Annotated in this window: 20 protein-coding genes; 11 read left to right on the top strand and 9 right to left on the bottom strand. The window is 68.6% G+C overall.

Annotated features, from left to right (window positions below):
- From ODI_RS20180 to ODI_RS22665, 8 genes are all read right to left on the bottom strand, one after another.
- On the bottom strand, nt 1-3,090 hold the full coding sequence (locus ODI_RS20180; RefSeq protein WP_067750631.1) for a multidrug efflux RND transporter permease subunit: 3,090 nt from the start codon (nt 3,088-3,090) through the stop codon (nt 1-3).
- Nucleotides 3,091-3,107: 17 nt separating this feature from the next.
- A complete protein-coding gene (locus ODI_RS20175) occupies nt 3,108-4,352 on the bottom strand; it encodes an MdtA/MuxA family multidrug efflux RND transporter periplasmic adaptor subunit (RefSeq protein ID WP_067750627.1) in 1,245 nt (414 codons plus the stop codon).
- 200 nt (nt 4,353-4,552) lie between these two features.
- Nucleotides 4,553-5,515, bottom strand: coding sequence for a Nudix family hydrolase (locus ODI_RS20170; RefSeq protein ID WP_067750624.1), 963 nt, complete (start codon nt 5,513-5,515; stop codon nt 4,553-4,555).
- A complete protein-coding gene (locus ODI_RS20165) occupies nt 5,508-6,347 on the bottom strand; it encodes an ATP-binding protein (protein ID WP_067750796.1) in 840 nt (279 codons plus the stop codon). The genes ODI_RS20170 and ODI_RS20165 overlap by 8 nt, the downstream gene beginning before the upstream one ends.
- A gap of 246 nt (nt 6,348-6,593) precedes the next feature.
- On the bottom strand, nt 6,594-7,955 hold the full coding sequence (locus ODI_RS20160) for an NAD(P)H-dependent oxidoreductase (RefSeq protein ID WP_067750621.1): 1,362 nt from the start codon (nt 7,953-7,955) through the stop codon (nt 6,594-6,596).
- The gene (locus ODI_RS20155; protein ID WP_067750619.1) at nt 7,955-8,827 is read right to left on the bottom strand and encodes a phytanoyl-CoA dioxygenase family protein; all 873 of its coding nucleotides are present in this window, start codon (nt 8,825-8,827) and stop codon (nt 7,955-7,957) included. The genes ODI_RS20160 and ODI_RS20155 overlap by 1 nt, the downstream gene beginning before the upstream one ends.
- Nucleotides 8,828-8,904: 77 nt before the next feature.
- On the bottom strand, nt 8,905-9,582 hold the full coding sequence (locus tag ODI_RS20150; RefSeq protein ID WP_067750794.1) for a GntR family transcriptional regulator: 678 nt from the start codon (nt 9,580-9,582) through the stop codon (nt 8,905-8,907).
- A 95-nt stretch (nt 9,583-9,677) separates the two neighbouring features.
- Nucleotides 9,678-10,232 (bottom strand): methylated-DNA--[protein]-cysteine S-methyltransferase, encoded by a 555-nt coding sequence (locus ODI_RS22665; protein ID WP_098021045.1) that lies wholly within the window; start codon nt 10,230-10,232, stop codon nt 9,678-9,680.
- 182 nt (nt 10,233-10,414) lie between these two features.
- On the opposite strand from ODI_RS22665, the gene betT reads away from it, so the two are divergent.
- A complete protein-coding gene (gene betT, locus ODI_RS20140) occupies nt 10,415-12,382 on the top strand; it encodes a choline BCCT transporter BetT (RefSeq protein ID WP_067750616.1) in 1,968 nt (655 codons plus the stop codon).
- Nucleotides 12,383-12,531: 149 nt separating this feature from the next.
- Complete coding sequence (locus ODI_RS20135) at nt 12,532-13,245, top strand: phosphatase PAP2 family protein (RefSeq protein WP_067750613.1); 714 nt, start codon at nt 12,532-12,534, stop codon at nt 13,243-13,245.
- Nucleotides 13,246-13,299: 54 nt separating this feature from the next.
- On the opposite strand, the gene ODI_RS20130 is transcribed toward ODI_RS20135, so the two are convergent.
- Nucleotides 13,300-14,799 (bottom strand): sensor domain-containing diguanylate cyclase, encoded by a 1,500-nt coding sequence (locus tag ODI_RS20130; RefSeq protein WP_067750609.1) that lies wholly within the window; start codon nt 14,797-14,799, stop codon nt 13,300-13,302.
- 347 nt (nt 14,800-15,146) lie between these two features.
- Between ODI_RS20130 and tssA the strand changes: the two genes are divergently transcribed.
- The 9 genes from tssA to tssH all read left to right on the top strand — a co-directional run bounded on the left by tssA (nt 15,147) and on the right by tssH (nt 26,199).
- Nucleotides 15,147-16,208: a type VI secretion system protein TssA gene (gene tssA, locus ODI_RS20125; RefSeq protein WP_067750606.1), complete on the top strand. Its 1,062-nt coding sequence runs from the start codon at nt 15,147-15,149 to the stop codon at nt 16,206-16,208.
- 48 nt (nt 16,209-16,256) lie between these two features.
- Entirely contained in the window at nt 16,257-16,814 is a 558-nt protein-coding gene (gene tssB / locus ODI_RS20120) for a type VI secretion system contractile sheath small subunit (RefSeq protein WP_067750603.1), read from the top strand.
- A 34-nt stretch (nt 16,815-16,848) separates the two neighbouring features.
- On the top strand, nt 16,849-18,354 hold the full coding sequence (tssC, locus tag ODI_RS20115) for a type VI secretion system contractile sheath large subunit (RefSeq protein ID WP_067750600.1): 1,506 nt from the start codon (nt 16,849-16,851) through the stop codon (nt 18,352-18,354).
- Nucleotides 18,355-18,414: 60 nt separating this feature from the next.
- On the top strand, nt 18,415-18,897 hold the full coding sequence (locus tag ODI_RS20110) for an Hcp family type VI secretion system effector (protein WP_067750597.1): 483 nt from the start codon (nt 18,415-18,417) through the stop codon (nt 18,895-18,897).
- A 65-nt stretch (nt 18,898-18,962) separates the two neighbouring features.
- Nucleotides 18,963-19,811: a type VI secretion system accessory protein TagJ gene (locus tag ODI_RS20105; RefSeq protein ID WP_067750594.1), complete on the top strand. Its 849-nt coding sequence runs from the start codon at nt 18,963-18,965 to the stop codon at nt 19,809-19,811.
- Between the two features lie 12 nt (nt 19,812-19,823).
- A complete protein-coding gene (gene tssE, locus ODI_RS20100; RefSeq protein ID WP_067750591.1) occupies nt 19,824-20,378 on the top strand; it encodes a type VI secretion system baseplate subunit TssE in 555 nt (184 codons plus the stop codon).
- A complete protein-coding gene (tssF, locus tag ODI_RS20095; protein ID WP_067750588.1) occupies nt 20,378-22,303 on the top strand; it encodes a type VI secretion system baseplate subunit TssF in 1,926 nt (641 codons plus the stop codon). The genes tssE and tssF overlap by 1 nt, the downstream gene beginning before the upstream one ends.
- Nucleotides 22,304-22,311: 8 nt before the next feature.
- Nucleotides 22,312-23,427, top strand: coding sequence for a type VI secretion system baseplate subunit TssG (tssG, locus tag ODI_RS20090; protein WP_067750585.1), 1,116 nt, complete (start codon nt 22,312-22,314; stop codon nt 23,425-23,427).
- 21 nt (nt 23,428-23,448) lie between these two features.
- Nucleotides 23,449-26,199: a type VI secretion system ATPase TssH gene (gene tssH / locus ODI_RS20085; protein WP_067750582.1), complete on the top strand. Its 2,751-nt coding sequence runs from the start codon at nt 23,449-23,451 to the stop codon at nt 26,197-26,199.
- The last annotated feature ends 1 nt before the right edge of the window (nt 26,200 follow it).

Raw genomic sequence — 26,200 nt, 5'->3', positions numbered from 1 at the left:
TCACGGCCGCGCCTCTGCCGGGCGGTCTTGGTCACGCCGGCCGCGGCCGGCGCGCTTGCCCAGGCGGTCGAAGAACAGGTAGACCACCGGCGTGGTGAAAAGCGTGAGCACCTGGCTGACGAGCAGTCCGCCCACCATCACCAGGCCCAGCGGCTGGCGCAGTTCCGCGCCCGAGCCCGAGGCGAACATGAGCGGCAGGGCGCCGAAGAGCGCGGCCAGCGTGGTCATCAGGATGGGCCGGAACCGCTGCAGCGCGGCGCGGTGGATGGCTTCCCGCGGTGACATGCCCTCGCGGCGTTCGGCCTCGAGCGCGAAGTCGATCATCATGATGCCGTTCTTCTTCACCAGGCCGATCAGCAGGATGATGCCGATGATGGCGATCAGGTCCAGCTCGCCGCCGCTGATGAGCAGTGCCAGCAATGCGCCCACGGCGGCCGACGGCAGCGTGGACAGGATGGTGATGGGGTGGATGGCGCTTTCGTACAGGATGCCCAGCACGATGTACATCGTGACCACGGCGGCCAGGATCAGCCACAGCGTGTTGGACAGCGAGGCGCGGAAGGCCTCGGCCGCGCCCTGGAACCGGCTCTCGATGGCGGCGGGCATGCCGAGTTCGGCCTGCGTGCGCTCGATGGCATCGACGGCCTGGCCCAGCGAGGCGCCGGGCGCCAGGTTGAAGGACAGCGTGGCGGCGGGGAACTGGCCGACGTGGCTGATGACCAGCGGCGCCGGGCGTTCCTGCACCTGCGCGATGGCCGACAGCGGCACCTGCGTGCCTGCCGAGGAACGGATGTACAGGCGGTCCAGGTCCACCGGCGCATTGGCGTATTCGGGCGCCACCTGCAGCACCACGCGGTATTGGTTGGCCTGGGTGAAGATCGTGGCGATCTGGCGTTGGCCGTAGGCGCTATAGAGCGTGTTGTCGATGTCGGCCATGCTGATGCCCAGCCGGCTGGCGGCATCGCGGTTCACGTCGACGTAGGCCTGCAGGCCCTGTTGCTGCAGGTCGCTGGCCACGTCGCCCAGCTCGGGCAGTTCGCGCAGGGCCGCCACCAGTTTGTCCGACCATTCGGCCAGCAGCGTGGCATCGGGCGTGGTCAGCGTGAATTGGAACTGCGTGCGGCTGACGCGGTCCTCGATGGAAAGCTCCTGTACCGGCTGGGTGTACAGCGTGATGCCGGGCACGTCCAGGGTGCGTTCGGTGAGCCGCGCCAGGATATCGTGGATGGGCGCGCTGCGCGCGCCGTGCGGCACCAGGTTGATCAGCATGCGGCCGGTGTTGATGCTGGCGTTGGTGCCGTCCACGCCGATGAAGGACGACAGGCTCTGGACGTCGGGGTCCTTCAGGATTTCCGCGGCCAGCGCCTGCTGGCGCTGGGACATGGCGGCGAAGGACGAGGCCTGCGGCGCTTCGGTGATGCCCTGGATCACGCCGCTGTCCTGCACGGGAAAGAAGCCCTTGGGCACCAGCACGTAAAGCACGCCGGTAAGCGCCAGGGTGACGACCGTGGCAAGGAGCGTCAGGCGCTGGCGCGCCAGCACCCAGGCCAGCGCGTGGTCGTAGCGGTCGATGACGTGGTCGAGGAAGCCCTTGCTGCCCTGGCCGTGGGTGAGGTCGGGCAGCATGCGCGAGCACATCATGGGCGTGAGCGTGAGCGACACCACCAGCGAGATCATGATGGCCACGGCCAGCGTGATCGCGAATTCGTGGAACAGGCGTCCCACCACGTCGCCCATGAAGAGCAGCGGGATCAGCACCGCGATCAGCGACAGCGTCAGGGAGATCAGCGTGAAGCCGATCTGCGAGGCGCCCTTCAGCGCTGCCTGCATGCGGCTCTTGCCCATTTCGCGGTGCCGGGCGATGTTCTCCAGCATGACGATGGCGTCGTCCACCACGAAGCCCGTGGCGATGGTGAGCGCCATGAGCGTCAGGTTGTTGATCGAATAGCCGGCCAGGTACATGACGCCGAAGGTGCCTATCAGCGACAAGGGCACGGCGATGCTGGGGATGATGGTGGCGGCGGGGTTGCGCAGGAACGCGAAAGTGACCAGCACCACCAGGAAGACGGCGAAGACGAGTTCGAGCTGCACGTCGCGCACCGAGGCGCGGATGCTCTGCGTGCGGTCGGTCAGCACGTCGACCTGCACGGCGGCGGGCAGGCCGGCGGTGATCTGCGGCAGCAGCGCCTGCACGCGATCGACCACCTCGATGACGTTGGCGCCGGGCTGGCGCTGGATGTTGACCAGCACGGCGGGCAGCGCGCCCGACCACGCGGCCAGGCGCGCGTCCTCGGCGCCGTTCTCGATGGTGGCGACGTCGCCCAGCCGCAGCGGCGCGCCATCCTGCCAGCGCAGGATGAGCTGGCGGTATTCCTCGGACGAACGCAACTGGTCGTTGGCCGTCATCATGATGGTGCGCAGCTCGCCGTCGAAGCTGCCCTTGGGCTGGTTGACGTTGGCCGCGTTGATGGCGGTGCGCACGTCTTCCATGCTGAGGCCGTAGGTGGCCAGCGCGCCGGGGTTCACCTGGATGCGGAAGGCCGGGCGCTGGCCGCCGGCCAGGCTGACCAGGCCGACGCCGGACACCTGGGCCAGGCGCTGGGCCATGCGCGTGTCGATCAGGTCGTAGACCTGCGGCAGCGGCAGGGTGGCCGAGGTGACGGCCAGCGTGAGTATGGGCGTGTCGGCGGGGTTCACCTTGCGGTAGACCGGTGGCGCGGGCAGGTCCGACGGCAGCAGGCTGCCCGCCGCGGCGATGGCGGCCTGCACTTCCTGTTCGGCCACGCCCATGTCCAGTTCCAGCGCGAACTGCAGCGTGATGACCGACGCGCCGCTGGAACTGCTGGACGACATCTGCTTCAGGCCGGGGATCTGGCCGAAGCGGCGCTCCAGCGGCGCCGTGATGGCGCTGGTGGTGACGTCGGGGCTGGCGCCGGGGTAATAGGTGAAGACCTGGATGGTGGGGTAGTCCACCTGCGGCAGGGCCGCGACAGGCAGCAGGCGCCAGGCCATGAGGCCGGAGATGAGGAGCGCCACCATCAGCAGGACGGTGGCGACCGGACGGCGGATGAAGATGCCGGACAGGTCCATGGGGGGCCGCCTTGGGGTCAGCCGCGGCGCGGGCGGCGCTGCTGCTGTTGCTGGGCCGGCGTGGCGGCGTCGCCTTCACCGGGCGCGCCGGTGGCGGGGCCCGCGGCGGGCGTCTCCGTCACGATGCGGACCACGCGGCCTTCGCTCAGGCGGTCGATGCCCTCGAGCACGACGTTCTCGCCCGCCTGCAGGCCTTCCAGCACGGCCACGCGGCCGCTGTCCGACGGGCCCAGCTTCAACAGCCGCACGGCAGCCTTGTTGTCGGCGGAAATGGCATAGACATAGGGGCCGCGGTTGCCGTACTGCACGGCGTCGGCGGGCACGGTCAGCGCGTCGTCCAGGGTGCGGACCTGCAGGCGCACGTTGACGAACTGGTTGGGGAAGAGGGCGTCGTCCTGGTTGGCGAACTCCGCGCGCAGGCGCAGGCTGCCGGTGCTGGTGTCGATGCGGTTGTCCACCGTGGTCAGGGTGCCGGAAGCCAGCTGGGTGCGGTCATCGCTGTTCCAGGCCTCGACCACCAGCTTGCGGCCGGCGCGCACTTGCGGCATCAGTTCGGCCAGTTGCACCTCGGGGACCGAGAAGATCACCGAGATCGGGCGGGTCTGCGTGATGACGGCCAGGCCGGCGGTGTCGCCGGTGCTGACCAGGTTGCCCTGGTCGACCACGCGCAGGCCGATGCGGCCGGCGATGGGGGCGGTGATGCGCGTGAAGGAGAGTTGCAGCTTGGCGTTGTCGACCTGCGCCTGGTCCGTCTTCTGGGCGCCCTGGTACTGGCGCACCAGCGATTGCTGGCTGTCGAGCTGCTGGCGGGCGATGGAGTCCTGCTTGAAAAGCGTCTGGTAGCGCTTCAGGTCCAGCTCCGCGTTGCGCAGCAGGGCCTGGTTCTGCTGCTGCTGGCCCAGCGCCTGGTCCAGCTGGACCTGATAGGGGCGCGGGTCGATCTGCGCGAGCAACTGGCCGGCCTCGACCTGCTGGCCTTCCTGAAACAGCAGCTTCGTGAGTTCGCCTTCCACGCGGCTGCGCACCGTGACGGTGTTCAGCGGGGTGACCGTGCCGATGGCGCGCACGCGCATCGTCAGCGGTTCGACCACGGCGGGCACGACCCGCACGGGCACGGGACCGGCCCAGGCCGACGGGCCGACGGTGGGCGCCTTGGAGGCGGGCGCGCGGAAAAAGAAGAACCAGACCGCCAGGAGGGCGATCAGGAGGGCGGCCGTCAGGAAGAGGCGGCGCCTGGTGAGGAAGCGTGAAGGCTGCTGCATAGGGGTCGATGTCGCACAAAGCGGCGTTGCCGCGTGGTCCTGCTACAGGGCGAAGCGGGCGGCGGCGCCCCGTTGCAGGGGCGTGCGCCGTGCATTATCGCGTCCGCCGGCGTGTCCGAAAGACAAAACCGGAAATTAGCGATTTCAGCCTGTTGCATCTTGGTGTGACGATCGACGAGGGAAGTTCCTGGGCCTTGGCCTCAGATCAGGCCGCGGATGCCCGCGATGCCATGCGCACCCAGGGCGCGCGCGGTCTCGAAGGTGGTGTCGGACTGGCCGCCCAGCGCCAGGACCGGCATGCCGGCCTGGCGGTTCAGCTCGGCGAAGGTATCCCAGCCCAGCGGCGTGGCGCCGGGGTGCGTGGGCGTGTCCAGCACCGGGCCCAGCACCGCGAAGTCGGCCGCGACCGCGCGGGCCTGGGCCAGCTCGGTCTCGTTGTGGGCCGAGACGCCCACCAGCGCGCCCTCGGGCAGCGCCGGCCTGTCGGTCTGGGCCAGCGCGTCGGCGGCGCGCAGGTGGACGCCGTCGGCCTGCTGCCACCACTCCTTGGGATGCACGCTGTTGACCAGCAGGCGTGCGCCCGCATCATGGCAACGTTGCAGGACGCGTTCGAAGGCGGTGTGCAGCGAGACGGCGGCGGGGCCGCCCGGCCAGTGGGGCTCGCGCAATTGCACGAGTTTCAGGCCGTTGGCCAGCGCGGCGTCCAGCCGCTGCAGGAACGCGGGCAGCCCTTCGGGCGTGCCGATGTCGCTGATGCCGTAGCGGTCGGGCTGCAGCAGCCAGCGCAGCGGCGGATAGGCGGCGGGCAGCAGGTGGTCCATTTCCAGCGCCTTGGCGGGCGGGATCCACATCAGTTGCTGGCCCTCGCGGCCGGTGGGTTCGTTCGTCCAGCCCGTGACGATGCAGAAGGCCAGGCGCACGGTCGTGTGCGGATAGACGTGGATGTAGGTCACCCACGGACGGGCTTGCGTGACCGCGATGCCCAGTTCCTCGTCCAGTTCGCGGGCCAGCGCCTGCATGACGGACTCGCCCGGCTCGATCTTGCCGCCCGGCAGTTCCCACCAGCCCGGCCATGCCTTGCCCGTGGGGCGGTCGCCCAGCAGCAGCGCGCCGTCTTCGCGCAGGATGAGGCCAACGGCCACGTCGACAATCTTTTCAACCATGCTGAGCTGCCCAGTCACGTGCGAATTGCAGGGCCACGCGGCCCGAGCGCGAACCGCGTTCCAGCGCCCATTGGAGCGCGCTGGCGCGGCTGTCCTCGATGGCCTGGGGCGGGCAACCGAGTTCCTTCAGCCAGTGGCGCACGATGTCCAGGTAATCGTCCTGCTTGAAGGGATAGAAGGACAGCCAGAGGCCGAAGCGCTCCGACAGCGAGATCTTTTCCTCGACCGTCTCGCCGGGATGGATTTCGCCATCGGGCTGGTGACGGGCCTGCAGGTTCTCGCTCATGTATTCCGGCATCAGGTGGCGCCGGTTGGAGGTGGCATAGATCAGCACGTTGTCGCCGGCCGAGGCCACCGAGCCATCCAGCACCGATTTCAGCGCCTTGTAGCCCGCCTCGCCTTCCTCGAAGGACAGGTCGTCGCAGAACACCAGGAAGCGCTCGGGGCGGTGGGCCACCAGCTCGACGATGTCGGCCAGGTCGCCCAGGTCCGACTTGTCGACCTCGATGAGGCGCAGCCCGGCGTCGCCGTGGGCGGCCAGCATCGCCTTCACCAGCGAGCTCTTGCCGGTACCGCGCGCGCCGGTCATCAGCACGTTGTTGGCGGGCAGGCCCTTCAGGAAGTTGACCGTGTTGCGCTCGATGATCTCTTTCTGGCGCTCGATGTGCTGCAGGTCGTCCATCTCGATGCGGGCGACGTGGCGGACCGCGTCCAGCCAGCCGCGCGAGCCGCGGCGGCGCCAGCGGTAGGCGTGGGCATTCCAGTCGATGTCCGGCGGGGCGGGCGGCAGCCAAGCTTCCAGCTGCGACAGCACGCGCGAGGCCTGCGCCATCAGGGCGGCCAATTCAGGTGGGGTCTGCGTAGGGGAGGTCACGGTGCTTGAGGCGTCAACAAGAGCCGGCGCTGCGCGGCATGCGCAAGGCCTGGCGATTCCAAAAACGAAGCCGCCGGAGGGCGGCTGTCGTGGGCATGATGCCCGGGAAGGATAACAAATATGTGAGGCCGCCACGGGCCGGTCACGCGGGGTGGCCGGCCGGTGGCGGCGGCACGCAGCCGAAGGCGCGGCGTGGCAGGTCGTTCAGGCTGCCCGGGGCTGTGCCTGCCCGGCCCAGGCGGCTTCCATCTCGCGCCGGAATCGCACGGCCTGGCTGGCGTCGTCGAACTCCACGTCGCGCCAGCGTACGGGCTGGCCGGCGGGCACGTCGGCCTTGAGCTTGACCTTGTGGGCCAGCCCCAGCGGCAGGTAGCCGCCGGCCACCGATTCCCTTGCGGCCATCAAGCGGCCATAGACGGTGAAGCCGCCTTCACCGTCCAGCACCTCGCCGGCGCGCAGCGCCCGCTTGCTGGTGGCCACCACGTCGCCGTGCCAGTCGATGGGCGCGCCCGTGGGTTCGCCGCGTACGCCCACGCTCGCCACGCTGATGCCCAATTCCAGCCCGATCAGGTGATAGGGCTTGTAGAGCGCCGAGGTGTTGCCGATGGGATCGGTGACCAGGCCGTATTCCTTGAAGCAGCGCCGCACGTAATCGCTGTCGGCCGCGAACGTCACGTACACCCCCCAGCGTAGGTCGCGGAAGACCGGGCGGCCGTCGCGCTCCACCGAGGAGATGACCTCGACCTGGCCGCGATGGTGCAGCATGCCGCCCTCCTCGCGCGGACGCAGCACGCGGGCCAGGTCGTCCACGCCGCAGGGCGGGAACGCCAGCCCTTGCGGCGCGGGCAGCAGGCCCGTGGCGTTCGACACCGCCGCCATTTCGATGGCGCTCTTGGTGCCGTCCAGGAAGCTGTTGAACATCTGGGCGTTGAAGTCGCCCGCGGCCACCATTTCGGGCGAGAAACCGTAATAGGGCCAGACGGTATCGGGCGTGGAGGCGTGGTACTCGGGCAGGTATTTCGTGCCCTTGCCGGCGGCCACGACCTCGAAGCCCGCCGCGCGGGCCCAGTCGACCATCTCGCAGATGAGCGCAGGCTGGTCGCCGTAGGCCAGCGAGTAGACGATGCCCGCCTGTTCGGCGCGGCGCGCCAGCAGGGGACCCGCCAGCGCGTCGGCCTCGACGTTGACCATCACGATGTGCTTGCCGTGTTCGCAGCAGGCCAGCACGTGAGCGATGCCGGCGGCGGGGCTGCCCGTCGCGTCGATCACGATGTCCAGGTGCGGCGAGGCGATCATGGCCATCGCGTCGTCGGTCAGGTGCACGCCGCCGCCGCGCGCGCCGTCCTCGAAGGACTTCGCGTTCAGTTCGCCGGCCTCCCAGCCCACCTTCTCCAGCGCGGCGCGGGCGCGCGGCGGGGCCAGGTCGGCCACCGCCACCAGGCGCACGCCCGGTGTGCGGCGGACCTGGCTCAGGTACATGGAGCCGAACTTGCCGGCGCCGATCAGGCCCACGCGCAGGGGCTTGCCCTCGGCCTCGCGCTGTTGCAGCTTGCGATGCAGGTTCATCAGGCAGCCTCCGCCAGGCGGTCTTCGGACGTGACGGCGGCCGAGGCCGGCGTGCCCTTGGCCCACGGCAGGTCCACCGGATAGCTGCGGGTCAGGCAGTCGTCGGGCAGGCAGGTGATGGGCGTGAAGTCGCGATGGGCGATCCATTCCACGCGCTTGTGGCGGCGGATGTGGTTCGAGATCGCGCACAGGCTCAGGTAGACGCTGACGCGGTTCCAGGGGCTCAGGTTGCTGCCCGAGGCGTGCACCAGACACGAGTGGAACAGCATCATCGAGCCGGCCGGGCCGGTGGGGGTGACGATGCCGCCATTGCGCCCGCCGGCCTTCTCCACCAGCACGCGGATGTTTTCATTGTTGATGGTCCACAGCGGATAGCTGGTGGTCGTGGTGTCGTGGCCGGCATCCAGCACGCCCAGCTTGTGGCTGCCGGGAATGAACATGAGCGGGCCGTTGGTGGTGTCGACGTCATCCAGGAAGATGGCGACGTTCATGGCGCGCGGCGTGGGCATCAGGTCGTCGTTGAACCAGGTGCCGTAGTCCTGGTGCCACTGCCAGACGTCGCCGTCGAAGGCGTTCTTGCCGTTGATCTTGAACTGGTGCATGTACAGCTCTTCGCCGAACAGCTGCTCGACGGGCTTGATCATGCGCGGATGCCGGGCCAGGCGGGCGAAGGGATCGCTGTACATGTGGGCGGCGAAGTTGGTGCGCACGGCGCCGCTGTGCTTCTCGCGGATGTTCTCCGGGCGGTGCTGCGCATACAGGCGCGGCACTTCGTCGGTCAGCGTCTTGATCTCTTCGCGGCTGAAGAGGCCGGGGAAGAACAGATACCCCCTCTCCTCGAATTCCTCCAGCTGTTGCGGGGTGAGTTGCATGGCGAGTCTCCTAGGAACGTTGTCCGCCGGCTGGCGCCGGTCTGGGCAGGAGCGCGCGGCAGGAGGCCGCGCGCGAGTCAGGCCGAGGCGAGCGCTTGCGCCAGCCTTGGCAAGAGTCCTTCGGCCGCGCGTTCGGCATGCTCGCGCGACAGGGTGGCGGCGTCATGCGCGCGCCCGGCGTTGATGGCTTGCACGATGGCCTGGTGTTCGTCCCAGAGGCCGGCGCGGATGGCATGGGTCTGCAGGACAGCGCCCATGACACGTTCGAGGTGGTGCCACTGCGAGGCCATGACGGTATCGAGCAGCGTGTTGCCGCTGGCGTCGTAGATGGCGTGATGCAAAAGCGTGTCCGCGGCGACCAGCGCGGGCACCTGGCCGCGCCGGATGGCGGCCTGGCCGCGCTCGACCAGCGTATCGGGCAGCGGGGCGGTTTCGCCGGCGGCGATGCGCTCCGCCGCGCGGCGGGCGGCCAGGGCATCGACCTCGGCGCGCAATTCATAGAACTGGCTGACCAGGGAGGGATCCAGGGGGGCGGCCTGCAGGGTGCCGCGGCCATCCGCGCGCACGGCCAGGCCGTCACGTTCCAGTTGGGCCAGCGCCTGGAGCACGGGCTGGCGCGACACGCCGAACTGCGTGGCCAGGTCTTCCTGGGCCAGCCGTTCGCCCGGCGCGATGGCGCCGGACACGATGGCCTCACGCAGCCGGGCGTGGACGCTGTGCGACAGGTCGGGGGTGCTGCGGACGGGCTTGAGCATGGCGGCCTCCGTTTCTGTATTCAGAATACAGAAATCCGGCGCCAGGCGCGAGCACAAGCTGCGCTGCGCCGCAACATCCGGCGCGGCCTGGCGGATCACTGCATCGTGAGCGAGAAGGGCGCGTCGCCGCGGCTTGCGCGTGCTTCGTGGCCGAGCAGCCAGCGCTTGCGGGGAATGCCGCCGCCGAAACCGGTCATCGAGCCATCCGCGCCGATGACGCGATGACAGGGAATGATGATGGCGATGGGGTTGGCGCCGTTGGCCAAGCCGACCGCGCGGCTGGCGCCGGGGCGGCCCAGCAAGGCCGCCAGTTCGCCATAGCTGCGCGTGGCGCCCGGGGCGATGGCGCGCAGCGCGGCCCACACCTGGCGCTGGAATTCGGTGCCGCCCAGCGCCAGCGGGACCGAATCCAGGGCTTGCAAATCGCCGTCGAAATAGGCTTGCAGCCGGGCATCCATGTCCAGGTCGGCCGGGCCGGGCTGGATGTCGATCTGGCGGCGCGGATACTGGCGCCGCAGCAGCCTGCGCAGCCGTTCGCCGTGCTCGGTGAACTCCAGGCCGCGCAGCACGCCTTCGTCGTCGCGCAGGGTCATGATGGTGCCCACGGGCGAATCGTGTTCCTGCAGGCGCAGGCGGAAAAGAGAAAGCATGGGGGCGGGCATCCGCGCATGGTAGCCGTCCTGGCGCCGCGCGGGGCCGGGCATTTACCGCTCGCAACGTTTGCTGGCAGAATCGAACGTGATCGGCGTCTTACCCTGATGCCCCGTCTCGCGGGAAGGCCAGCGCGGCAATCGTGTCTGCGCCTTGCGCCCGACCCAAAGCAGGAGCCCGAATGGCAGTCAAGATACCCGATACCGTCAATGCCCCCGTCTTCCTTACCTCGGCGGGGCTTTCCCTGTTCGTCGTCGTCCTGGCCGTGGCCGCGCCCGCCACCATGCAGGCGGCCATCAACGCCGTGCAGGGATGGATACTTGCCAATGTCAGCTGGTTCTACATCCTGACCGTGGCCATCATCCTGGTGTCGGTGATCCTGCTGGCGATCAGCCGCTACGGGCAGATAAAGCTGGGGCCCGACCACAGCGAGCCTGACTACCGCAACATTACGTGGTTCGCGATGCTGTTCTCCGCCGGCATGGGGATCGGCATCATGTTCTTCGGGGTGGCCGAGCCCATCATGCATTTCCTCGAGCCGCCCGTGGGCGAGGGAGGGACAGTGGCCGCGGCCCGCGAGGCCATGAACATCACGTTCTTCCATTGGGGACTGCATGCGTGGTCGCTCTACGCCATCGTGGCGCTGATCCTGGCCTATTTCAGCTATCGGCACGGCCTGCCGCTCACGCTGCGCTCGGCCCTGTATCCGCTTATCGGTGACCGTATCCACGGGCCCATCGGCCATAGCGTGGACATCTTCGCCATCCTGGGAACTGTGCTGGGCGTGGCAACGTCGCTGGGCCTCGGGGTGTCGCAGATCAACAGCGGTCTGAATCACCTGTTCGGGCTCAGCGTCAGCATTCCGGTCCAGATCGGTCTCATCGTCATCACCTGCGGCCTGGCCACGCTGTCGGTGGCCAGCGGCCTGGACCGTGGCATCCGCATCCTGTCCGAATTGAACCTGGGCCTGGCCGTGCTGCTGCTGGTCTTCGTGCTGGTGCTCGGTCCCACCGTGTTCCTGCTGCAGGCCTATGTGCAGAACACCGGCGCGTATCTTTCCGACATCGTCAGCAAGACCTTCAATCTCTATGCCTACGAGCCCACCGACTGGATCGGCGGCTGGACGTTGTTCTACTGGGGATGGTGGATCGCGTGGTCGCCGTTCGTCGGCATGTTCATTGCCCGCATCTCGCGCGGTCGTACCATTCGTGAGTTCGTCGGGGGCGTGCTGCTGGTGCCTGCGGGTTTCACCCTGTTCTGGATGACGGTCTTTGGCGATTCGGCCATCCACATGGTGCTGTTCGACGGCATAGACTCGCTGGGCAAGACCGTCAGCGCGGACTCGTCGTTGGCCTTGTTCGCGTTCCTCGAGCAATTGCCCTGGTCGACGCTGACCTCGATGCTCGCCGTCATCATGGTCGTGGTCTTCTTCGTGACGTCGGCGGACTCGGGGGCGCTCGTGGTGGACATGCTGGCCTCGGGCGGCAAGGAGGGCACGCCGCTGTGGCAACGCGTGTTCTGGTCGCTGCTGATGGGGGCCATCGCCATCGCATTGCTGCTGGCGGATGGGCTGACCGCCCTGCAGACCGCCACCATCGCCAGCGCGCTGCCTTTCGCCATCGTGTTGCTGGTGTCGACATGGGGTCTCTTCAAGGCGTTGAAGCTGGATGCGGCCAAGCGGGACATCCGCTTCCAGGCGTTGAGCCTGTCGCGTCCCGCGCCACGTGGGGAAAATGCCTGGCAGGGCCGGCTGCGCAACATGATCATGATGCCGCGGCGGGCACACGTGATGCGCTTCATCACGGATACGGTGAAGCCGGCCTGCGAGGAGGTGGCCGAGGAAATGCGCAAGCAGGGCTACGGTGTGCAGGTCAGCGAGTCCGAGGAAGAGGGCGTCATCCTGACGGTCTCGCACGGTGAGCAGCTCGATTTCCTGTATTCCGTCCGGGCGCATGCCTACGTGCGTCCAGCCTTGACCTTGCGGGATACCGAGGACGATTCCGAGGCCCGCAAATATTTCCGCGCCGAGGTGCATTTGCGCGAAGGCGGGCAGGACTACGACATCATGGGCTGGAGCCGGGGCGACGTGATCGGCGACATCCTCGACCAGTACGAACGCCATCGCCATTACCTGCATCGCGTGCGCTGAGGGAAGGGGGGCGGCAAGGCCGTCCCCCTGCGTCACGAAGAGATCACAATTGAGAGGCATTTACGGGTTAGCATAAGAGGAACGTCGCACTAGTCTGTCCCTTTTTAATGTCCGCCCGCGCGTCCTGCGCGGGCTCGTCATGTATCCCGATGTCGCCGATCGATCCCACGCCTTCGCTGCAAGCCGCGCCCGCGCGTGCCCGTCCGCCCTACCTTGCCATGCTGTCCGCCCTGCTGGTGCTGGTGGCCCTGGTGATCTGGGTGGACCTGCCCCTGACCCGCCTGCTGCAAAGCGAGACCTCGCCCGAAGTGGACGACGCCTTCGAGGACATCGGCGATCTGGCGGCCACCAATTTCTTCGTCTTTTCCGCCCTGGCGGTCTACGGCTTCTCGCTGTGGGCCTTGCGCCGCGGCCTGCCTGCCCGTCTCATCGGCTATGACCGCCTGGCACGCGGCAGCCTGCTGGTCATCCTGACCATGGCGGCCGGCGGCATCATCACCGGCCTGCTCAAGCAGATCGTGGCGCGCGCGCGTCCCGACGTGTTCTTCGCCAATGGCTTCTACGGCCTGGGCGAGCCCTTCTCGGGCGATCCCTTCAACTCCTTCCCGTCCAGCCACACGCTGACGGCCTTTGCCGTCGCGGCGGCGCTGGCCCAGGCGGCCCCGCGCTGGCGCTGGCCGCTCTTCGCCATGGCGGCATTGATCGGCCTGAGCCGGCTGGTCAACCTGGACCACTACCTGAGCGATGTGCTGGTGGCGGCGACGGTGGCCATCCTGGCCGCGCGCTGGCTGGCGCCCCGTGTGCTGGATCCGCGCCACGAGTGGGTGCTGCGTGCGCCGTGGGCCTGGCGTCGGCGCGGCTGAGACAGGGGGAAGCCCCCGCAAGCCTGATTCGAACCCGGCCTGGCGCCGGGTTTTTCATGTCTGCGCCGACGACACCCCTGGCGGCAGCGGGGCCACCTCGATCCTGTCCCTGCCATTGCGCTTGGCGCGGTACAGCGCGTCGTCGGCCCGGCGCAACAGCGCATCGGGCTCGGCCTCCCGGTTCGGGCGGGCGCTGGCCACGCCGATGCTGATGGTGCCGAAACCGGTAGGGCTGTCCTGGTGCGGCACGGCCAGCGCGCCCACGGCCGCCCGCAAGGCCTCGGCCACCTGCTGGGCCCCCGCCAAGCCCGTGTCGGGCAGCAGGATCACGAACTCTTCCCCGCCATAGCGTGCCGCCACATCTTCCGGCCGGCGCGCGGCCTGTCGCAGCGACGTGCCCAGCTTGCGCAGGAATTCGTCGCCTTCCTGGTGGCCGTAGCGGTCGTTGTAGGTCTTGAACCGGTCCACGTCCACGAACAGCAATGACAGGGGGAACCCGCTGCGGCGCGCGGCCTGCCAGGCACGCGCCAGTTCCCGGTCGAAATAGCGCCGGTTGGTCAGCCCCGTCAGGCTGTCGGTCTCGGCGAGCTGCTCCAGGCGGGCTTCCACGCGTTTGCGTCGGCTCAGCTCGCGCTGGAAGAGAAAGGTGAGGCTGACGATGCCGGCGCACAGCAGCAGGGTGATGGGCGCCATCACCAGGGTCTTGCGCCGCCAGGGCGCCAGGATGTCCTGCGTGGAGAGACCGGCCGCGACGATGAGGGGCAGGTGGTCGACGCGGCGCATGCTGACATACCGGCGCACGCCGTCGCGCACGACGATGCGCTGGATGCTGCCCTGGCCCACTTGCGGCATGGGCATGGGCAGGACGCTGCCCGACTGGTCGATGACGCCCTTGAAAGGGTAGGGGCGGCGCATCAGCAGGGCGCCGTCGGTGCGCAGCAACTCCACCGAGTCCTGTTCGCCCACCTGCAGGCGCTCGAAGGCGTCGCGGAAATAGGCCAGCCGCAGGGTCCCCACGACGACGCCGGCAAACGCGCCGTCGGGATGCGACAGGCGGCGGCTGAGCGCGATGCTTTCGGCGTCGCTGAACTTGCTGTGGAAGGGCGCGCTGATGTGCAGGTCCGCTTCCGGATTGGCCTGGTGCTGCTGGAAATAGGCGCGCAAGGAGAAATTGCCCTGGCGTGGCGTGGGCGCCTGGGAGTCGTAGACGATGTCGCCCGCCTCATCCAGCACCAGCAGCACGCCCAGGTAGTCGGCCCAGGCGGCGCGGTCGAACAGCAGCTTGTGCTGGACCTCGGGCGTGAACGCTTCCAGGCCCGGCATGCGCAGGCCTTCGATCACGCCCTGCAGCGACAGGTCGTAGACATGGATGGTGCGCGTGATGTCGCCTTCGAGCGCCGCCAGCAGGTTGTCGGCCGCGACGGTCGCGCGGCTCCAACTGCTTTCCCGGTCCGCCCACAGCGTGGCGGCGGAGATCGCCAGCACGCCCATCGCCAGCAGGGCGGTCATGACGTTGATGAGGCGTACCAGACCGATCTTCGCAATGATGCTCATGATGGCGGACTCTCGATGTCGACGGTGGGCCGCGCCGGATATCGCGGGATGCAACGAACGATGAACCTGTGTAACGCGATTCGAAGCGCGCCGCGCCGGTTTTCCCGTGTGCCGTATTCAAGCGCGTTGCGCGCGATGGCGCAGAAACAAAGGGTATCCCGGAACAAGGTGCAAACACGGCAGGGCGCCGTTGCTGCGCTGCGCAAAATATGAGCAAAAGTAAGCGTGCATAAGACTTCCTAACCCGTAAAGGAACTGACATTTGCCATTTCTAGGATGCAGTCTCCCGGTGGGGCCCGTGCCGCGCCAAGACTCGTCGTCGGTTGTTTTTCACACGCACTCTGCCCATGAATGCTTCCGTACTTGCCTTCTCCGCCGAGCCCGTCGCCGATTGCGGCGACGATCTCGAATATGACGCCGATTTCCTTGCGCTGCAGCAGGCTGCCGTCGGCAAGGCCGAGCAGCAGTTCGGCGCCACCATCATTCCCGCGGAAAGCCCGGACTGGCCCGAGGTCGAGCGCCTGGCGCAGGCCCTGGCCGCGCGCACGCAGGACCTGCGCGTCAGCGTGTACCTGACGCGTGCCTGGACCGGCTTGCGAGGGCTGCCTGGCTATGCCGAGGGCGCCGCGCGGGTCGTGGCCCAGCTGCAGCAGTATTGGGAAGGCGTGCATCCGCGGCTCGACATCGACGAGCAGCCCGATCCCATGCCCCGTATCAACGCCTTGCTGGCCTTGGCCGATCCGCTGGAGTGCGCCCGCGAGGCGCGTTCGGCGCGGCTCTTGAACGGCGTGCATGGCGGCCAATTGTCCCTGCGTGATGCGGAAGCCATCCTGGATGGTTCGCGCGACGACCTGCCCTCCTATCCGGGTGGACGCGCCCGCCTGCTGGGCGACCTGCGCCAGGCATGGCTGCAGGGCGAACCCGAACTGCTGGCCTTGGCGGGCGCGCGCGACGCGCTGCGCCAGATCCGTGAGACGGTGGCAAGCCACCTGGGCGGCGAGTGGGCGCCCAACTATGCCGCCTTCGAACGCACGCTGGACATGCTGGTGTCGATTGCGCAAGGCGATGACAACGCGCCGGCGACCGCCGCCAGCCGCGCCGATCCCATCGGCGCGGCTGCCGCGCCAGCGGCTTGCGCGGGCGAGGCGCAGCCGGCGGCCGGCGTGTCTGCCCAGACCTGGCAAAGCGCGCAGATCACGTCGCGCGAGGAAGCCATGGCCATGCTCTCGAAGGTTTGCCGCTACTTCGAGGTGCACGAGCCCAGCCATCCGGCGCCTTTCCTGCTGCGCCGGGCGCAGCAGACGATGTCCCTGAATTTCCACGAAATCCTTCGCAACCTTGCGCCCCAAGGCCTGGAGCAGTTCGAAGCGTGGTTGCCCCGGGAGCGCGGCTCCCAGGGCGAGTCCTGAGCAACCTTGGCCTTGCCTACCGATATTGATTGAAAGGGAGAAAACAAGATGTCGACCCGCATCCAGAGCAGTGGCCAGAAGTTCGTCGCACGCAACCGTGCCCCGCGTGTGCAGATCGAATACGACGTGGAGATCTACGGCGCCGAGCGCAAGATCCAGCTGCCCTTCGTCATGGGCGTGCTGGCGGACCTGGCTGGCAAGTCGAACCAGCCCCAGCCGGACATCGCCGAGCGCAAGTTCCTCGAGATCGACATCGACAACTTCGATGAGCGCATGAAGTCGATCCAGCCGCGCGTGGCCTACCAGGTGCCCAACACGCTGACGGGCGAAGGCAACCTGAACATCGACATCACCTTCGAAAGCCTGGACGACTTCTCGCCCGCCGCCGTGGCCGGCAAGGTCGACGCGCTGGCGCAGCTGCTGCAGTCGCGCACCCAGCTGGCCAACCTGCTGACCTACATGGACGGCAAGACGGGCGCCGAAGAGCTGATCGGGCAGGTGCTGCAGAACCCGGCGCTGCTGGGCGCGCTGGCCGCCGCGCCCAAGCCGGAAGGCACGGACGGCGGCGCCGATCAAGAAGAAACCCAAGCTGGACAGGCCCGCTGAGCCGGCCGCACTCCCACGACAAGAGGATGAACCCATGAGCGCACTTGCCAAGCAGCAGACTTCCGGTGGCGCCGCCACCGCGCTGGCCGCGGACGACCTGTCGTCCCTGTTGCAGAAAGAGTTCAAGCCCAAGACCGTCCAGGCGCGCGAGGCTGTCGAACACGCCGTGAAGACCCTGGCGCACCAGGCGCTGGAAAACTCGTCGGTGGCCTTGTCCTCGGACGCCTACCGCACGATCCAGGCCATCATCGCCGAGATCGACCGCAAGCTGTCCGAGCAGATCAACCACGTGCTGCACCATGCCGAATTCCAGCAAATGGAAGGCGCCTGGCGCGGCCTGCACTACCTCATCAACAACACCGAGACCGACGAACTGCTGAAGATCCGCGTCATGTGCCTGTCGAAGAAGGAACTGGGCCGCACGCTCAAGCGCCACAAGGGCGTGGGCTGGGACCAGAGCCCGCTCTTCAAGCGCATCTACGAGGAAGAATACGGCCAGTTCGGCGGCGAGCCCATCGGTTGCCTGGTGGGCGACTACCACTTCGACCACAGCCCGCCCGATGTCGAGCTGCTGGGCGAGATCGCCAAGATCTCGGCTGCCGCGCACTGCCCCTTCATCACCGGCGCCGCGCCCTCGGTCATGCAGATGGACTCCTGGCAGGAGCTGGCCAATCCGCGTGACCTGACCAAGATCTTCACGAACACCGAATACGCCGCCTGGCGCAGCCTGCGCGAATCGGAAGACTCGCGCTACCTGGGCCTGGCCATGCCGCGCTTCCTGGCGCGCCTGCCCTATGGCGCGCGCACCAATCCGGTGGACGAGTTCGATTTCGAGGAAGAGACGGATTCGGCCAACCACGAGCGCTATACCTGGGCCAACTCGGCCTATGCCATGGCCGCGAACATCAACCGCTCGTTCAAGATGTACGGCTGGTGCACCTCGATCCGCGGCGTGGAGTCCGGCGGCGCGGTCGAGAACCTGCCCTGCCACACCTTCCCGACCGATGACGGCGGCGTGGACATGAAGTGCCCGACCGAGATCGCGATCAGCGACCGCCGCGAGGCCGAATTGGCGAAGAACGGCTTCATGCCGCTGGTGCATCGCAAGAACTCGGACTTCGCTGCCTTCATCGGCGCCCAGTCGCTGCAGAAGCCGCACGAGTACTACGACGCCGATGCCTCGGCCAACGCCAAGCTGTCGGCGCGCCTGCCCTACCTGTTCGCCTGCTGCCGCTTCGCGCATTACCTGAAGTGCATCGTGCGCGACAAGATCGGCTCGTTCCGCGAGCGCGATGACATGGAGCGCTGGCTGAACGACTGGATCATGAATTACGTGGACGGCGATCCCGCCAACTCCTCGCAGGACACCAAGGCGCGCAAGCCGCTGGCTGCCGCCGAAGTGCAGGTCGAGGACGTTGAGGACAACCCGGGCTACTACGCGGCCAAGTTCTTCTTGCGTCCGCACTACCAGCTCGAAGGGCTGACCGTCTCCTTGCGTTTGGTGTCCAAGCTGCCTTCGCTCAAGCAGAACGAAGGCTGACAAGGACAACTTTTCACTCGGTCCGCTTGACCATGCGGCCAATACTTTAGGGAGAGTACCGTGGCAGTAGACATGTACATGAAGATCGATGGCGCCAGCGGCGAATCGAAGGATGCCAATCACAAGGACTGGACCGACATCCTGTCCTTCTCGTGGGGCGCGACGCAACCGGGCAACATGTCCGTGGGCGGCGGCGGTGGTTCGGGCAAGGCCAGCTTCAACGATCTGCACGTCGTGGCACGCATCGACAAGGCGGCGCCTGCCGTCATGAAGCATTGCGCCAGCGGCAAGCACCTGAGCAAGATCGAACTGTCGGTGTGCAAGGCCGGTGGCTCGCAGATCGAGTATTCCAAGATCACGCTCGAGGAAGTCCTGGTGACGTCGGTGCAGCTGACCGGCGCCGAGGATTCCGAAGCCGTCCTGGTGAACTACGCCTTCCAGGCCGCTCGCGTGAAGCAGCAGTACTGGGAGCAGTCGGACAAGGGTGGCAAGGGCGCTGAAAGCCTGGTCGCCTGGGACGTCAAGCAGAACAAGGAAGCCTGATCGCGCCAGCGGTCTTCTCGGGCCGGGCGTGCGTCGCCCGGCCCTTTTCTCCGGATTCCCTCTCCATGCCGATAGCCGAAGCCGGGCGCATGCCCGCAGCCCTGAAGGACAAGATCGAAGCCGCCCAGGCGCAGGTGCGCAGCCGCCCGGATCATGCCGACAGCCGCGCCCACCTGTTCCAGTGGCTGGCCGTGGCCGGCGATTGGGCGCGCGCCCGCGCGCAGCTGGACCTGTGCGCGCGCCTGGTGCCCGATGCCGTGGCCATGCTGGCGCTGTATCGCAGCGCCATCGACGGTGAAAGCGAACGCCAGGCGGTGTTTGCCGGCACGAAAGCGCCGGAAGTCTTCTGGGTGGACACGCCGGCATGGATCGAAGACCTGGCGCTGGCCTTGCAGCCTGGCGCCGACCAGGCAGCCGCCTGCGCGCGTGCGCGCGACACCGCCGATGCCACGCCTGGCACGCTGGTGCTGGCGGCCACGGGTGCCGCGGACGCGGCCGCGCCCCAGTCCTTCACCTGGATCGGCGATGGCGACAGCCGTCTGGCGCCGGTCTGTGAAGTCATTGCCGGCGGCCGCTATGGCTGGCTGCCGTTTTCGGCCATTCGTGAATTGCGCCTGTCCGCGCCGCAGGGCGTGTGCGACCTGATCTGGGCGCAGGCGCGCGTCACCCTGACCGACGGCCGCGAGCAGGCCTGCCTGATCCCCGCGCGCTATCCCGCGCCGGCGGGCGAAGCGGGCTACGGCGCGCTGGACGAGGCCGCGCTGATGTCACGCCGCACGACCTGGCGTGACCTGGGTGATGGCGTCTTCCTGGGTGACGGTCAGAAGATGTGGATGACCGACGCCGGCGAGTACGCCCTGCTGGATGTGCGCGAAGTCTCTTGCGGCGCAGGTGTCGCCGGTCTCGCCGCGTAGGGACGGGACGGCATGCAAGACAACGACGGGATCGCCGCAAGTCCGCGACGCGGGGCAAGGGAACGGCAGGGCGCGCGCGACCGCCTGCAGCCCGCCTTGCTGGACCGTCTCATCGACGACGCGCCGCAGCGCCGCAGCGAAGCCCCCGAGGCCGCCACGCTCACGCACCAGGCCTTGCGGCATGCGGTGCTGCGCGACCTGCGCTGGCTGCTGAACACCATCAACCTGGAAAGCGAGTCGTCGCTGGCGGCCTATCCGGCCGTGCGCAGCTCCACCCTGAATTTCGGCTTGCCGCCGCTGGCGGGCAAGCGCATGTCGGAAATCGACTGGGCCGACGTGGAGTCGTCCCTGCGCGACGCGCTGGTGCATTTCGAGCCCCGCATCCTGCGTGACTCCATCCACGTGGTCTGCGTGACGGATGCCGGCACGCTGGCCCACCACAACATCCTCAGCCTGCAGATACGGGGCATGTTGTGGGCGGTGCCGTTCCCGCGCGAGTTCCTGTTCCGCACGGACATCGACCTGGAGAGCGGCCACATGGATCTCTCCGACCTGGGAGGCGCCTGATGCAGCCTCGCCTGCTGGATTACTACAACCGCGAACTCGGCTACATGCGCGAGATGGGCGCCGAATTCGCGCGCCAATATCCCAAGGTGGCGGGCCGCCTGGGCATGCACGGCATCGAGGTCGCGGACCCGTACGTCGAGCGCCTGCTGGAAGGCTTCAGTTTCCTGGCTGCCCGCATCCACCTGAAGATGGACGCGGAGTTCCCGCGTTTCTCGCAACGCCTGCTGGAGGTGGTCTATCCCGGCTACCTGGCGCCCGTGCCTGCCATGACCGTCGTGCAGTTCACGCCCAGCATGAACGAAGGCGCGCTGGGCCGCGGCTTCGAGCTGCCGCGCGGCACCGTGCTGCGCGGGCGGCTGGCCAAGGGCGAACAGACGCCCTGCGAGTTTTCCACCGGCCACCCGCTGAAACTGTGGCCGTTGACCGTGACGCAGGCCGAGATGACCGGCGTGCCGGCCGACCTGCCGCTGTCGCGCCTGGGCCTGAACGACCGTCGCCGCCCCGTGCGCGGCGCCTTGCGCATCCGGCTGGCCCTGGGCGGCGGGGTGCGCCTGGAAGACCTGGAACTGGACAGCCTGAGCTTCTACCTGAATGGCCAGGACGTGGCCATGCAGCGCCTGCTGGAGCTGGCGTGCTCGCACACGATGGCGGTGCTGTGCCACGACACCACGCGTCCCACCGGCTGGCTGCATCGCCTGCCGGCGGATTCGTTGCGGCACGAGGGCTTCGACGACGCGCAGAGCCTGCTGCCCGTGGATGCCCGTGTCTTCCAGGGTTATCGGCTGCTGCAGGAATACTTTGCCTTCCCGTCGCGCTTCCTGTTCTTCAGCGTGAACAACCTGCGCCGTGCCTTGCGCCGGCCCCGCAGCGATCGCACGCCGGCTGCCCTGATGGGCGCGCAGTCCGGCGATGCCACGCGTGAATTCGAGATCACGCTGCTCTTCGACACCGCCGCGCCCGAGCTGGAAGGCGCGATCAATGCCTCGAACCTGGCGCTGCACTGCACGCCCGCGATCAACCTGTTCCCCAAGCGCGCCGACCGCGTGGCGGTGACGCCGGGCCGGCATGAATACCACCTCGTCGTGGACCGCACGCGTCCGATGGACTACGAGGTCTACAACGTCACCCAGCTGACCGGACACCTGTCGGCCGGCGCACAGCGCGATTTCCAGCCTTTCTTCGGTTCGCTGGGCAGCGACGGCGTGGACGATGGCGCGTATTTCTCGCTGCGACGCGAACCCCGCCTGCTGTCGGACGCGGCCGTGCGCCACGGCGGACGCACGGGCTACACCGGCAGCGAGGTCTTCCTGTCGCTGGTGGACCGCGCGGAAGCGCCGTACTCCGACCAGTTGCGGCACCTGAGCGCCGAGACGCTGTGCACCAATCGCGACCTGAGCCTGTTGCTGCCGCTGGGCGGCGCCAGCGATTTCTCGCTGCGCGTGTCGGCGCCCGTGGCCGCCGTGAAGGTGCTGGCGGGGCCGTCGCGCCCGCGCGCGCCGCTGGGCGAGCACGCACAAGCCTGGCGGCTCATCAGCCACCTGGGACTGAACTACCTGAGCCTGACCGACGTGGACGGCGAACGCGGCGCGCAGGCGCTGCGCGAGATGCTGAACCTGTATGCAGACCTGGCGGAGCCCGCCGTGGCGCGCCAGATCAGCGGCGTGCGCCATACGACCTTGACCCCGGTGCACCATCGCCTGCCCGTGCCGGGACCGCTGGTCTATGGCCGCGGCGTGCGCATCGACCTGCGGGTGGACGACACCGCGTTCTCGGGCATCACACCCTATCTGTTCGGTGCGGTGCTGGAACAGTTCTTCGCCCGCCACGTTTCCATCAACATGATGTCCGAGCTCGTGCTGTCGACCCTGCAACGCGGCGAGCAGTCACGCTGGCGTCCGCGCATGGGCCGGCGGCCCGCGGTCTAGGAGGCGCGATGCACGCGCTGGTCGATCCTCCGCCCAAGCCTGACGGCGCCGCGCTGCCCGAGGACTTCTGGCGCGCGCTGGCCAGCGCGCCGCACGCGCACGATCTGTTCCGCACGCTGCGCTGGATCGATGCCCGTGGCGGCGCCCGGGCGCCGCTCGGCCGGGAAAGCCAGCCCGCCTACGAGCCGGTGCGCGTGCGCCAGGAACCGTCGATGGCGTTCGCGCCGGCGACGCTGGCGTGGGCGCGGGCGCCGGAAGCGGGCCGTCCCGGTGAAGTGTCCGTCTACAGCTTCGGCCTGTTCGGACCGAATGGTCCGCTGCCGCTGCACCTGACCGAACATGCCCGCGAGCGTGTCCATCATCACGGCGACACCACCCTGTCGGCCTTCGCCGACATGTTCCATCACCGGATGGCGCTGCTGTTCTATCGCGCCTGGGCCGATGCGCAGAGCACGGTCGGCATGGACCGCCAGGACGCGCCCTTCGCCCGCTATGTCGCCAGCCTGCTGAACCTGGGCGAGACCGCCTTGCGCGACCGCGACGAGGTGCCGGATTCCGCGCGCTATTTCATGAGCGGCCACCTGGTGCGGCAGACCCGCAACCCGGAAGGGCTCAAGCACATCCTGCAGTCCTTCTTCGGCGTGCCGGTGCGCATCCAGGAGTTCGTGCCGCAGTGGATCCGGCTGGATCCGTCGCAGCAACTGACCCTGGGCGGCGGGCAGGGCCTGGGCGCGGGCACCGTGCTGGGCAAGGCCGTGCGCGATGCCCAGCACCGCTTCGGCATCGAAGTGGGCCCCATGCCCCTGGCGCGCTACCGGGCGTTCCTGCCTGGAGGCAAGCCCGCGCGGCAACTGCTGCAGTGGGTGCGCGAATACGTCGGCATCGAATTTTCCTGGACCTTGCGGCCCTTGCTGCAGGCCAGCGACGCGCAGGGCGTGTCGCTGGGGCAGGACCGGCCCCTGGGGCTGGCCAGCTGGCTGGGCAAGCGCCCGTCCGAGCGTGGCCCCGCCGGTGACGTGTTGCTCGATGTCGAGGCCCGCGCCGCGCGCCAGAACGCCCGCGCGGGCAGGGCCGCGGCGGCCCAGGCCCAGGCCGGCCGCGCCGCTGCCCAAGATTCCCACTGATCCTTCACAGAGCCCAGCGCCATGTCCATAGACCGTCTCGATCTCTTCGGCAAGCTCGATCCGCTGCTGTACCAGACCCTGCAGGGCGCGACCACCTTCTGCAAGCTGCGCGGCAATCCGTATGTGGAGCTGGTGCACTGGCTGCACCAGATCCTGCAATGGCAGGACAGCGACCTGCACCGTGTGCTGCGCCACTATGGCGTGGAAGAATCGCGCCTGGCCGCCGACCTGAACGCGGCGCTGGACCAGCTGCCGCGCGGCGCGGGCTCGGTGTCCGACCTGTCGGCGCACATCGACCACGCCGTGGAGCGCGCCTGGGTGCTGGGCTCGCTGCGCTTCGGCGCCACGGCGATCCGCGGCGGCCACCTGCTGGCTGGCCTGCTGAAGGACGCGGCGCTGCGTGGCGTGCTGTTGGGCATGTCGACCCAGTTCTCGCGCATCGTGCCGGACCAGCTGGTGTCGGAACTGGCCAGCATCGTGGCGGGTTCGCCCGAGGACGCGCAGGCACCTGCACAGGGTGTTGCGGACCACGCGCCCACGGCGGGCGCGGGCGCACAGGGCGAGTCGCCGCTGGCGCGCTACGCCGTGGACCTGACCGCGCAGGCGCGCCAGGGCGGCATCGACCCGGTCAGCGGCCGCGATGCCGAAATCCGCCAGGTCATCGACATCCTCATGCGCCGCCGCCAGAACAATCCGCTGCTGGCAGGAGAAGCCGGCGTGGGCAAGACCGCCATCGTCGAAGGCCTGGCCCTGCGCATCGCGTCGGGCGACGTGCCCGCGCCGCTGAAGGACGTCACGCTGTATCTGCTGGACATCGGCCTGCTGCAGGCAGGCGCCGGGGTCAAGGGCGAGTTCGAGTCGCGCCTGCGGGCCGTGATCGACGCGGTGCAGGCCAGCGCTACGCCCATCGTGCTGTTCGTCGACGAGATCCACACCCTGGTCGGCGCGGGCGGCGCGGCGGGCACGGGCGATGCCGCCAACCTGCTGAAGCCCGCGCTGGCGCGCGGCCAGCTGCGCACCATCGGCGCCACCACCTGGTCGGAATACAAGCAATACATCGAGAAGGATCCCGCGCTGGCGCGCCGTTTCCAGGTCGTGCAGGTGCACGAGCCGGATGAGGCGACCGCGCAGGTCATGCTGCGCGGCGTGGCCGAAAAATTGGCCACCCATCACCGCGTGCTGCTGCTGGACGAGGCGGTGCAGGCGGCGGTGCGCCTGTCGCATCGCTATATCCCTTCGCGCCAGTTGCCGGACAAGGGCGTGGCGCTGCTGGACACCGCTTGCGCCCGCGTGGCCGCCAGCCAGCATGCGCAGCCGCCCGCGCTGGAAGACGTGACGCGCCGGCTGGAAGCGCTGCGCCTGGAAGAGGCGGTGCTGCGCCGCGAGGCCGAGCTGGGCCTGGGTGCGCAGGGCGAGGCCCGCCTGGCGGCCATCGCGCAGGAACGCCAGACGGCGCAGGCCGAGTCGGATGCGTTGTCCGCGCGATGGGGCCTGGAGCAGGAGCAGGCCCTGCGCATCTTCGACCTGCGTGAGCAGCTGCTTGCGCTGGCGCGTGAGGCGCAGGCAGAAGAGACGAGTGCCTTGGCCGGGCAGGACGACGATGCCGAGCCCGCGCTGGCGGATGGCACGACCGGCGTGGCGCTTGCGCCGCGCCGTCCGGATGCACGCGCGCCCGAGCAGATCCGCGCCGAGCTGCGCGCCCAGCTGGAAGCCGCCCACGCGGCCTTGCAGCACCTGCAAGGCGAGGCGCCGCTGATCCATCCCGCCGTGGACGAGCAGGCGGTGGCGGCCGTGGTGGCCGACTGGACCGGCATCCCCGTGGGCCGCATGGTGCGCGACGAGGCCGAGGCGGTGCTGCAGCTGGCCAACACGCTGGAACGTCGCGTGATCGGCCAGCCGCATGGCTTGAAGGCCATCAGCGAGCGCATCCAGACATCCCGCGCGCGCCTGACCGATCCGGGCAGGCCCGTGGGCGTGTTCCTGCTGTGCGGCCCCAGCGGCGTGGGCAAGACCGAAACCGCGCTGGCGCTGGCCGAGGCGCTTTACGGCGGCGAACAGAATCTCATCACCATCAACATGAGCGAGTTTCAGGAGTCGCACACCGTCTCCACGCTCAAGGGCGCCCCGCCGGGCTACGTGGGCTACGGCCAGGGGGGCGTGCTGACCGAGGCCGTGCGCCGCCGTCCCTACAGCGTCGTGCTGCTGGACGAGGTGGAGAAAGCACACCCCGACGTGCACGAGATCTTCTTCCAGGTCTTCGACAAGGGCTGGATGGAGGACGGCGAAGGCCGCCACATCGATTTCCGCAACACCGTCATCCTGCTCACGTCCAACACCGGGACCGACCGCGTCATGGCGATGTGCGCAGACCCCGAGCTGATGCCCGAGCCGCAAGGCCTGGCCCAGGCCCTGCGCGAGCCGCTGCGCCAGGTGTTCCCCGCCGCGCTGCTGGGCCGCCTGACGGTCGTGCCCTATTACCCGCTGACCGACGCGATGCTGGCGAACGTGGTGTCGCTGCAGGTCGGCCGCATCGCCAAGCGCCTGGAGGCGCATCACGGGGCGTCGCTGTCGCTCACGGACGAGGCGCTGGCGCTCATCGTGGCGCGCTGCACCGAGGTGGAGTCGGGCGGCCGCATGGTCGATGCGATTCTTACCGGTACGGTCCTGCCCCCCATCAGCCAGGCGCTGCTGGGCGCGGCGATGGGCGACGCGCCCCTGCGCCGCGTGTGCGTCGGCGCGGGCGAGGGCGGTTTCACCTTCGACTTCGCCTGAC

This window comes from Orrella dioscoreae (genome assembly GCF_900089455.2).
Classification (GTDB): domain Bacteria; phylum Pseudomonadota; class Gammaproteobacteria; order Burkholderiales; family Burkholderiaceae_B; genus Orrella; species Orrella dioscoreae.
This window is presented reverse-complemented; position numbering and strand designations above follow the sequence as displayed.